Origin of the sequence: Brevundimonas sp. (genome assembly GCF_032017145.1) — a bacterium.
GTDB lineage: Bacteria > Pseudomonadota > Alphaproteobacteria > Caulobacterales > Caulobacteraceae > Brevundimonas.
Map to the genome: position 1 here is coordinate 1 of NZ_DALZQC010000120.1, position 9,373 is coordinate 9,373.

Consider the following 9,373-nt stretch of genomic DNA (forward strand, 5'->3'; position numbering starts at 1 on the left):
GCGACCATCGACATCAACTTCTAAGACCCAAAGGAAAGCCGGTCTGGACATCCAGGCCGGCGATCCAGGGGATCGATGAGCGTGTCGATTTCGAAACATGGAGCCGTCGTCGCCTCAAGGGCGGCGGCGGCTTTCGTGCGATTAAGTCACAGCGGATATTCCCAATTCAGGAAACGACGCCCTGATCGACATTTCCTGTTGATCGCGCTGAACCTGCGCGACACAAGGCAAGGAATGACCGCTTTGTTTGAACGTCCTGATTGCGTGCCGCGCGCCGGCCGGCGGCGCGGAAGCCAGGGTCGTGTCGATGCAGGGCGGATCTAGATGACCGATCTCAGATCGTCCCGTTCGGTCTCCGCGCGGCGTCGCCGACGCTATCGGCTGCGTTCGGATACATCGCAGCGCGACGCCGTACTGCGCGCGCGATCGCCTCGCACGGCCGTCTCCGCCACGATTTCGGCCTTTCCGTCGCCGACGCCCTGTGCGCGCGATGGATTGCAGGGGCGGCGCTTTCTGATCGTCTCTGCGCCGTTCGGCGCCTTCGGCGCGGCCCTGGCCGGCGTGCTGGAAGGCCAGGGCGCCAGCGTGAACCGCATGATCTTCAATGCCGGCGACGCGCTGAACTGGCGTCGCGCGGGCGGCATACGCTTCAAGGACACGGCCCAGGCCTGGGCCGACGCAATTTCAACGCTGGACGCCTATAGCGACATCGTCGTCTTCGGCGAGGCCGGCCCCTATAATCGTGCGGTGCTGGCGGCGGCAGACACTTTGTCCGCCCGCATATGGGTGCTGGAGAACGGCTATTTCCGCCCCGACTGGATCACGGTGGAGCGGAACGGCGTCAACGGCTCCAGCGCCCTGCCGCGCTTCCGCGACGGCTATCCCGAGCCCGCGCCCAGCCTGCCCGAACCGCATCCGGTCGGGAAGATCCTGCCGCACCATGTCGCCAACATCAGCGCCTATCATACGGTGCAGATCCTGGGCGGCGCCCTGTTCCCCAACTACGCCGCGCCCTATGTCTTTTCGCCTCTGAAACAGTGCGGCGGCCACATCCGTCGCTATATCAGCCTGGCCTTCCGCCGCCCCGAGAACTGCGACGCGGACGTCATCAAGGCCAGGGGCGACTTCTTCATCGCCTGTCTGCAGCGCGAGGGCGACGCCCAACTGCTGCGCTATTCGCGCTACGCCGACAACTGCGCCTTCCTGACGGCGGTCATCAAGAGCTTCGCCGAACGGGCGCCGGCGGCCGCCCGGCTGGTGGTCAAGAACCACCCGCTGGATCCCGGCATCATCGACCTGCGCAAGATCACCCTGCGCCTGGCGCGCGAGCATGGACTGGAAGGGCGCGTCGACTTCATCGACGGCGGCAATCTGGCGGCCCTGTGCCGCGCGTCGCAAGGGATGGTGGTCAACAACTCCAGCGCCGCCCTGTCGGCCCTGGGCTTCCACACCCCGGTCAAGGTGATGGGCGACGCCTTCTTCGATTTCGAGGGCCTGACCGACCAGCAGCCCCTCGACGCCTTCTGGTCCGCGCCCCAGGCGCCGGACACGGCCCTGTTCACCCGCTTCCGCGCCCATGTGATCGCCCAGAGCCAGGTCAACGGCAACTTCCACGAGCCGCACGCCATCCTGCCCACGGCGCGCGGCGTCGCCGACGTGTTCGAGCGCGCGGGCCGGCAGGCTTTGGCCTGAAGCCCATGAGGTGTGGCGTCCAGGCCACCCTTGGTCTCTGTCATATTTCTGTTACATAACTGTCGCCCCACGTTCGGACATCAGCCCTAGAGGGGGCTGGATTGTGACATGCCGATCATGTCCGAGACCATTTTCGGTCCACCAGCTGGGGATAGCTTAATGACCTTCCGCAATCTGGCGTATGGCGCTTCCGCCGTCGCCATCCTCATGGGCGCCTCGACCGCCGCTTTCGCGCAGGAAACCACGGGCGCGATCCGTGGTCGCATCATGGATGCTTCCGGCGCCGGCGTTTCGGGTTCCGTAACCATCGTTCACGAGCCGACCGGCACCACGGTCACGACGATGTCTGACGCTGCAGGCTTTTATAGCGCACGCGGTCTGCGCGCCGGCGGCCCGTACACGATCACGGTCAGCAGCGCCGCCGGCCAAGGCGGCGTGCAACTGACCAGCATTGGCGTGGGCGACGCCGTGAACGGCGACGTCATCGTTGGCCAGGCCGCCGCCGAACTGGAATCGATCACCGTCACCGGCCAGCGTTTCCAGAACGATTTCGGTTACGGCACGGGCTCGAACTATGGCGCGGGCGACATCGCCGCCGCCGCCTCCATCAGCCGTGATCCCAAGGATATCGCTCGCCTTGATCCTTTCGTCACGCTGGACTCGTCCAATGAAGACGCCCTGTCGTTCGCCGGCACCAACACCCGCCAGAACCAGTTCACCGTCGACGGCATCCGCCAGAACGACGAGTTCGGTCTGAACGGCAACGGCTATCCGACCCAGCGTTCGCCGATCTCCATCGACGCCATTCAGGCCCTGAACGTCTCCGTGGCGCCGTTCAGCGTGATCAACAACGGCTTCGTCGGCGGTTCGATCAATGCGGTGACCAAGTCGGGCACCAACACCTTCTCGGGTTCGGCCTTCTACGAGAAGTCCGACGACAGCATGCTGGGCGATCGTTACTGGGGCTATGGTCCCCGCGGCAACGGTTTCCGCGCGCGCCAGCCCTACAACCGCGTGTTTGACGAAAAGACCTGGGGCGCCACGCTGGGCGGCCCGATCATCAAGGACACGCTGTTCTTCTTCGCATCGTACGAGAAGTTCGAATCGGAGTTCTCGCTGAACGAAGGTCCGGTCGACGGCGGCTTCGCCAACCCGATTCCGCGCATCACGACCGGCGCCGTTTCCACGTTCCGTGACGCCACGCGCACTCGCTACAACTATGATCCGGGGTCGTTCGTCGGCGTGGCCCCTCCGGTCCAGGACGAGAAGTACCTCGTCAAGATCGACTGGAACATAAACGCCAATCATCGTCTGGCCGTGACCTTCCAGGAAACGACCGGCACGTCGTACAACGGTTCGACGACCTCGGCCTTCATCAACGGCGGCTCCACCACCCAGCCGCGTCTGGCGCTCGAATCCAGCCAGTATCTGAAGGATGAGCGCCTGACGACCTGGAACGCCCAGTTGAACTCGCAGTGGACGGACGCCTTCTCGACCGAACTGCGCGTCGGCTACAAGGAAACCGAAACCACCCAACTCCCGGCCGGTGGATTGAGCGTGGGACAGGTGACGGTCGGCGTTTCCGACCTGCCGGGCGTTCAGACCGGTACGGGTACGCCGCAAATCCAGTTCGGCGCGGACAACTTCCGCCATGACAACTATCTGTACAGCGAGGTCAAGAACGCTGAACTGATCGCGCGCTACTCCTGGGGTTCGCACGACTTCATGGCCGGCGCCCGTATCGAGACGCGCGATTTCACCAACGTCTTCGTTTCTCAGTCGTTCGGTCAGTGGACGTTCAACAGCTACGCCGATTTCCTGGCCGGCAACGCTTCGGGCCTGATCATTCGCGGCGCAGTCAATCCGACCGGCGGAACTGTGCCCGCCGCGTTCGGCACGGCGCGCAACGGTGCGGTCGAGTTCGGTTACGACGTCAACTCGCTCTATGCCGAAGACACCTGGCAGGTCACGGACACTCTGCGTCTGAACTACGGTCTGCGATACGACTGGTTCTCCATGGATGACCGTCCCGTGCGCAACGCTAACTTTGCGACCCGCAACGGCTTCGACAACACAGCGAACCTTGATGGTCGCGACCTGCTGATGCCGCGCGTCGGCTTCAACTGGACGCCCGGCGACTGGTCGGTTTCCGGCGGTATCGGCCGCTTCTCGGCGATTGGCACCAATGTTCAGATCGGCAACCCGTTCGGCAACGACGGGGCGCGCATCACCAACGCCGTCTGCACCGGCGCGATCCGCGGCGTGACCGACCTGTCGGTCGTTCCGGCCGGCGCGAACTGCACCTTCACGCCGGGCAACGGCAGCGTGGTGGCTCTGGACCCGGACTTCGAGATCCCGAGCGCCTGGAAGTATAACCTGACCGTGGCGCGCAACTTCCGCCTGCCGCTGATCGAAGACTTCCGCCTTCAGGCCGACGTGATCCGTACGGACTTCGAAAACGCGCTGTATTACCGCGACCTGCTGGCGACCCGTGTTGGTGCTGCGCCGGACGGCCGCCCGGTTTACTCGCACCCGACCGGCCCGGTCGTATTCGATCTGCTGCTGGACAACCTGAAGGACGGCGGTTCCTCGACTTCGGTCGCCATCACGGGTGCGAAGACGTGGCGTGACGGCGTGTTCGAAGGCCTGGATGTCCGCAGCTCCTACACCTACACGGAGTCCAAGGACGGCAACCCGATGACCAGCTCGCAGCCGGACTCCTCGTTCGTCCGCTTTGCTTCGGCTGATCACAACAACCCGGTGCTGGCGACCTCGGATTACGAGATGCGTCACAAGTTCTCGGTCAACGCGAACTACACCCGCGCCTTCTTCGGCAACAACGAGACGTCGATCAACGTCTACGCCCAGCGTCGTTCGGGCCTGCCGTTCTCCTACGTTTATCACAACAGCCGCACCGGCAACTACGACAACGATTTCGGCAACGCCGTGCCGCAGTCTTATTCGGGTGCGCTGGGAACCTCGAACCAGCTGTTCTACGTGCCGCAGACGGACAGCAACGGCGTCGTGACCGCCACCAGCGATCCGCGCATCACCTACGCCTCGGGCTTCAACCTGACGGACTTCAACGCCTTCCTGAACAATACGGGGCTGATGAAGTACGCTGGCTCGATCGCTCCGCGTAACGCCTTCCGCACCGGCGCCGTGACCACGGTGGACCTGCGTCTGTCGCAGGAAATCCCGGTTCCGGTTCTGCCGACCGGCAAGCTGAAGCTGTATATGGATGTCGAGAACTTCGGAAACCTGCTGAACGCCAAGTGGGGCGTGAACGAACAGTACCCGTTCTATCGCGGCGTCGGCACCGTGGTTCTGAACTGCCAGGCGGCGGGCATCGCCGCCTCCTGCGCGGCTCCGAATGCGGTCTATCAGTACTCGCAACTGCAAAGCGCCAGCACGGTCGCCGGTTCGCCGCTGGCGGGCGAGGCGCGCCGTCCGAACGCCCAACTTCCGGCCTCGACCTGGCAGATCAAGCTGGGCGCCCGCATCTCCTTCTAAGAAGGATAGATGCTCTAGAAACCACCAAGGGCGGTCCGTTCGCGGGCCGCCCTTTTTGTTTGTCTGGGCCTGGCGTTGAAGTCGGCGGGGGTTGGGGCCATATGGCGCGGCCCGGCGGCTCGCCGGGGTTCGCCGCTTCGAGGACGTCCGCATGACTGCTCCCATCCCCGCCGAATGGGCTCCGCACCGCGCCATGTGGGTGGGTTGGCCAACCCATGCCGAATACTGGTTCGAGGCGCTGGAGCAGGCGCGCGACGAGGTCGAGGGGCTGGTGCGGGCGCTGGCCGGGCCGGGGCGCGAGCAGGTCAGGCTGATGGTCGGCAAGGCTGACATTCTGGCCCAGGTTCAGGCGCGGTTCGCGGGCGTGGAGAATGTCGAGGTGGTGGCCGGGACGTTCGGCGATATCTGGCTGCGCGACACGGGGCCGATCTTCGGCGCGGGGTCGAAGACGGCGGCGGCGTTCAAGTTCAACGGCTGGGGCGGGAAGTACGACATGCCGGGCGACGATCTGGTGGCGGGCCAGATCGGCGAACATTCGGGCACGCCCCTGACCTGGAACGATTTCGTCATGGAAGGCGGCTCGCTGGATCACGACGGGGAGGGGACGGTCCTGACCACCCGCCAGTGCCTTCTGAACCCCAACCGCAATCCGGCCTGGAACCAGGACGAGGCTGTCGCGGCGACCGCGCTGGAACAGGCCGTGGGGGCCAAGGCGGTGCTGTGGCTGGGCGACGGTTTGCTGAACGACCACACCGATGGGCACGTCGACAACCTGGCGCGGTTCGTGGCGCCGGGCGTCGTAGCCTGCCCGGTCGCTTGGGGGACCAACGACGTCAACGCCGACGTCTATGACGCCACCGCGCGCGATCTGTCGACCATGACGGATGCGGCCGGACGCCGGTTGAAGGTCGTGCGCATCCCCTCGCCCGGCCTGGTGCTGGACGAGGACGAGCGCCCGATCCCGGCCAGCCACATGAACTTCCTGATCGCCAACGGGGCCGTGATCGTGCCGACCTATGGCGACGCGCGTGCAGCCGACATGGCCTGTCAGGCGTTGCAGGATGCCTTCCCTGATCACGAGATCATTCCGCTGCCGTCCAACGCCATCCTGACCGGCGGCGGATCGTTCCACTGCATCTCTCAGCAGGAGCCGGCGTGAGTGAAGAGTGCTAGTGAGCAAGGGGTGAGCGAGGGAGCGGTCCGCAGCCATCGCGACCTCAAGGTCTGGCAGATCGCCCTGGACATGACGGAGACGCTTTACCGGACGACCGTCGATTGGCCGAAGGCGGAGCAGTACGGTCTGGTCAGCCAGGTCCGTCGAGCCGCCGTATCCGTGCCGGCGAATATCGCCGAAGGGGCCGGTCGGCGGACGCCTGGCGAGTTCATGCACTTCATTGGCATCGCCCGAGGCTCGTTGGCGGAACTCGAGACCCTTCTGATTATCGCGCGTCGCCTCGGCTACATCGAAGAGCCTTCTTTCCGCGCCATAATGGATGATCTGTTCGAGCTCGGACGCATGACCACCGGCCTGCTAAAATCGATCGGCGACCGCCGCTGATCTTCTCACCCCTTGCTCACTAGCACTCATCACCCGGAGCCCAGCATGACCCGCAAGATCACCGTCGCCGGCATCCAAACCTCTTATGGCGAGGACCTGCAGGCCAATATCGACAAGACCATCGGCTTCGTGCGCGAGGCGGCGGGGCGGGGCGCGCAGGTGATCCTGCCGTCGGAACTGTTCCAGGGGCCGTATTTCTGCGTGTCGCAGGAGGAGCACTGGTTCAGCCACGCCTATGAGTGGCGCGCCCACCCGTGCGTGACAGCCCTGGCGCCGGTGGCCAAGGAACTGGGCGTGGCCATTCCGGTGTCCATCTTCGAGAAGGACGGGCCGCAGTACTACAATTCGTTGGTCATGCTGGACGCCGACGGCGAGGCGCTGGGCATCTATCGCAAGAGCCACATCCCCGACGGCCCCGGCTATCAGGAGAAATACTATTTCCGGCCGGGCGATACGGGCTTCAAGGTCTGGAACACCCGGTTCGGCAAGGTCGGCGTCGGCATCTGCTGGGACCAGTGGTTCCCGGAAGCGGCGCGGGCCATGATGCTGATGGGCGCGGACGTCCTGATGTATCCGACCGCCATCGGCACCGAGCCGCACGATGCGACCCTGCACACGGCCGAGCCGTGGCGGCGCGCCATGCAGGGCCATGCGGTGTCCAACGCCGTGCCGGTGGTCGGCGCCAACCGCATCGGTCATGAGACGGTGACCGAGGCGGGCCAGACCTTCTATGGCCATTCCTTCATCGCCGACCAGCAGGGGGAACTGGTCGAGAGCCTTGGGGCGGAGGAAGAGGGCGTGCTGGTGCACGGCTTCGATCTGGATGAGCTGGATAAATACAGGGCGGCCTGGGGCTTCTTCCGGGATCGCCGCACCGATCTGTACGGGGCGTTGACGGGCCCGAAGTAGGCTTTCTGTCTTCCGTCATCCTCGGGCTTGACCCGAGGATCGGACGTTGATCGGGCTGTGCGCCACCCTGGGCGCAATGCGGCGGAGGGTCCGGCCCTCGGGTCAAGCCCGAGGGTGACGGCATTATTGTTCAGCCTCGGATCGCCTCGACCGCCGCGACCAGGCGGTCGAGATCGTCTGGCGACGACAGCCGGTGATCGCCGCCCTCGATCAGGTCCAGCCGCACATCGCCGCCGGTCAGGCGTTCGACCAGTTCGGTCTGGTGGCGCCACGGCACCACGTCGTCCGCGCGGCCTTGCAGGATGTGGACGGGGGCGGCGATGGCGACGGCGCCGTCCAGCAGCAGCCAGTCTCGCGCCTCCTCGAACATGCGCCGCGTCAGGACATATTCGCCCAGCCCCTCCTCGACGATCAGGGTCTCGCCCTCGCGCAGAATGGCCTGACGCTCGTGGTCGGCCAGACCGGGCCACATAAGCCGTTCGGTGAAGTCCTGGGCGGGATTGACCAGCACCAGCCCCTTGATCCGTTCAGGCCGCGCCAGGGTCGCCAGCAGCGAGACCCAGCCGCCCATCGACGACCCGACCGGGATCACCGGCCCCGACAGGCTGTCGATCAGGGCGATGGCGTCCTCGCGCCAGCGTCCGACGGTGGCCTGGCGCCAGTCGCCGGAGGACCGGCCGTGGGCGAAATGGTCGTAGCGGACGAAGTTCCAGCCCCGTTCGCGCGCAGCGGCGTCCAGGGCCAGGGCCTTGGTCCCCTCCATGTCGGAGCGGAAGCCGCCGACCCAGATCACGGTCGGGCCGCCGCCCTCGACGCGCTTGAAGGCCAGGGTTTCGCCGTCGGGGCGGGGCAGGTGCTGGATGTCGGTCATGGGGGTGTTGTGCCGTGACTTTCTGTCTGCGTCATCCTTGCCGTTCCCGTCTTCGTCATCCTCGGGCTTGACCCGAGGATCGGGCGTGACGCACACGGGCGACTGATGGCGGCCCCGGCCGTAACCCGGCGTCCCGCGGTTGTCGCGCGGCGCCGCCGATCCTCGGGTCAAGCCCGAGGATGACGGAGGAAGAAGTGTCCGCGCCCGCGAAGTCGCCCCAGGTCCTGTTCGTCACCTCCAACCGCATCGGCGACTGCGTCATCTCGTCGGGCGTGATCCGCGAGATCGCGCGCCAGGTTCCGGGCGCCGAGATCACCGTGGCCTGTGGTCGGCCGCCTGCGCCCTTCTTCCGGTCGGCGCCGGGCGTGGTGCGGACTATCATCCTGGACAAGAAAAAGCTGTCCGGCCACTGGTTCGACCTGTGGAAACAGGTGCGTTCGACGCGCTGGGATCTGGTGATCGATATTCGTGGATCGGCCCTGTCCTATCTGATCCCGGCCAAGCGTCGGGTGGTCTATAATCGTCGTTGGGAGACGGGGCTGCGCAAGGTCGAGATGGTGTCGCGCCTGATGGGGTCGCAGACGCCTCTGGACCCGGAAATCTTCCTGGACGACCGGGCTCGCGGCGAGGCCGCCGCCGTCATCGATCCGCAGCTGGCCGGCGGAGCCGGTCCCGGCCGGATCATTGCGCTAGCCCCCATCGCGCATCAGCCGGGCAAGAGCTGGCCCGCCGACCGCTGGGGCGCGCTGGTCGAAAAACTGAAGGCGGAGCCGCGCTTCGACGGCTGGCGCTTCATGCCCGTGGGCGGGCCGGGCGACCGGCCGCCGGCG

At 65.7% G+C, this 9,373-nt stretch carries 8 protein-coding genes; 7 read left to right on the top strand and 1 reads right to left on the bottom strand.

All coding sequences use genetic code 11. The annotated features are described in order from the left end of the window. The 6 genes from RTU05_RS15410 to aguB all read left to right on the top strand — a co-directional run. Nucleotides 1-185: hypothetical protein (locus RTU05_RS15410; RefSeq protein WP_312599224.1), on the top strand; the 185-nt coding region annotated here is incomplete at its 5' end. A 139-nt stretch (nucleotides 186-324) separates the two neighbouring features. Next, nucleotides 325-1,692, top strand: a complete 1,368-nt coding sequence (locus RTU05_RS15415; protein ID WP_312599225.1) for a capsular biosynthesis protein — start codon at nucleotides 325-327, stop codon at nucleotides 1,690-1,692. Nucleotides 1,693-1,851: 159 nt separating this feature from the next. Beyond that, nucleotides 1,852-5,205, top strand: a complete 3,354-nt coding sequence (locus RTU05_RS15420) for a TonB-dependent receptor domain-containing protein (RefSeq protein ID WP_312599226.1) — start codon at nucleotides 1,852-1,854, stop codon at nucleotides 5,203-5,205. Between the two features lie 151 nt (nucleotides 5,206-5,356). After that, nucleotides 5,357-6,364, top strand: a complete 1,008-nt coding sequence (locus tag RTU05_RS15425; protein ID WP_312599227.1) for an agmatine deiminase family protein — start codon at nucleotides 5,357-5,359, stop codon at nucleotides 6,362-6,364. Between the two features lie 24 nt (nucleotides 6,365-6,388). After that, complete coding sequence (locus tag RTU05_RS15430) at nucleotides 6,389-6,763, top strand: four helix bundle protein (RefSeq protein WP_312599228.1); 375 nt, start codon at nucleotides 6,389-6,391, stop codon at nucleotides 6,761-6,763. A 45-nt stretch (nucleotides 6,764-6,808) separates the two neighbouring features. Beyond that, nucleotides 6,809-7,672, top strand: a complete 864-nt coding sequence (gene aguB / locus RTU05_RS15435; RefSeq protein ID WP_312599229.1) for an N-carbamoylputrescine amidase — start codon at nucleotides 6,809-6,811, stop codon at nucleotides 7,670-7,672. Between the two features lie 130 nt (nucleotides 7,673-7,802). Here the strand turns inward: aguB and RTU05_RS15440 are convergent, their stop codons facing one another. After that, nucleotides 7,803-8,543: an alpha/beta hydrolase gene (locus tag RTU05_RS15440; protein WP_312599230.1), complete on the bottom strand. Its 741-nt coding sequence runs from the start codon at nucleotides 8,541-8,543 to the stop codon at nucleotides 7,803-7,805. Nucleotides 8,544-8,737: 194 nt separating this feature from the next. On the opposite strand from RTU05_RS15440, the gene RTU05_RS15445 reads away from it, so the two are divergent. Next, nucleotides 8,738-9,373 (top strand): glycosyltransferase family 9 protein (locus RTU05_RS15445; protein WP_312599231.1); only part of this gene is annotated, 636 nt, incomplete at its 3' end.

Coding starts and splice junctions, on each gene's coding strand:
- RTU05_RS15415 (WP_312599225.1), top strand. CDS start 325: ATGACCGATCTCAGATCGTCCCGTTCGGTCTCCGCGCGGCGTCGCCGA.
- RTU05_RS15420 (WP_312599226.1), top strand. CDS start 1,852: ATGACCTTCCGCAATCTGGCGTATGGCGCTTCCGCCGTCGCCATCCTC.
- RTU05_RS15425 (WP_312599227.1), top strand. CDS start 5,357: ATGACTGCTCCCATCCCCGCCGAATGGGCTCCGCACCGCGCCATGTGG.
- aguB (WP_312599229.1), top strand. CDS start 6,809: ATGACCCGCAAGATCACCGTCGCCGGCATCCAAACCTCTTATGGCGAG.
- RTU05_RS15440 (WP_312599230.1), bottom strand. CDS start 8,543: ATGACCGACATCCAGCACCTGCCCCGCCCCGACGGCGAAACCCTGGCC.